At 77.3% G+C, this 674-nt stretch carries 1 pseudogene; it reads right to left on the bottom strand.

The features are described 5' to 3' along the window. Positions 1-148: 148 nt before the first annotated feature. Positions 149-674: pseudogene (locus tag L2I40_RS24100) on the bottom strand (MFS transporter); the annotation flags it as partial.

The following is a 674-nucleotide window of genomic DNA, read 5'->3' as shown; positions in this document are numbered from 1 at the left end:
GAGCCGCCGCCCTCGCCCGCGCCGCCGCGCGAACTGCCCGGGCTGCCGCCGCTGACGCCGCCGCCGACGGGCCCGGAGATGCCGGCCGAAACGCCGGCGGCGCCAGAGATCCCCGTGATCACCCCGCCACCGCCCGAGATGCCGCGGCCTACGGCCTGAGCGGATCGCGCACGCGCAGCAGCAGCAGGGCGAGGAAGGCGGAGAGCGTCACGCCGGAGGTGACCGCGAGCGCGACACCGACGCCGGTCGACTCCAGCAGCACGCCGAAGGCGAGCGGCGCGAGCGCCTGCATGAAGCGCGAGGGCGCCGAGAGCAGCCCCTGCCGCGCGCCGTAGCCAACCGGCCCGAAGATCGCGAGCGGCAGCGTGCCCTTGGCGATCGTCATCACGCCGTTGCCCATGCCGTGCAGCATCGCGAAGGGGGCCGCCGCCGGCGCGCCGAACAGCGCGAAGGCCGCCGCGCCGAGCGGATGGCCGAGGGTCGCCATGCGCGCCGAGACCAGCGGATGGAAGCGCCGCAACAGCGAGAATTCGAGCAGCCGCGCCGCGACCTGCCCCGGCCCGACCAGCGCCGCCGCGGCGATCGCGGCTGCAGGCGTCGCGCCGCCGGCCTGCAGGAGCGCGGGCAGATGCGCGGCGAGCGCGCCGGCCACCGTCCAGGTGGCGGCGAAGACG

This window comes from Falsiroseomonas oryziterrae, assembly GCF_021864505.1.
Lineage (GTDB): Bacteria > Pseudomonadota > Alphaproteobacteria > Acetobacterales > Acetobacteraceae > Falsiroseomonas > Falsiroseomonas oryziterrae.
The sequence above is the reverse complement of the archived record's forward strand: the minus strand, read 5'-3'. Positions and strand labels throughout refer to the sequence as shown.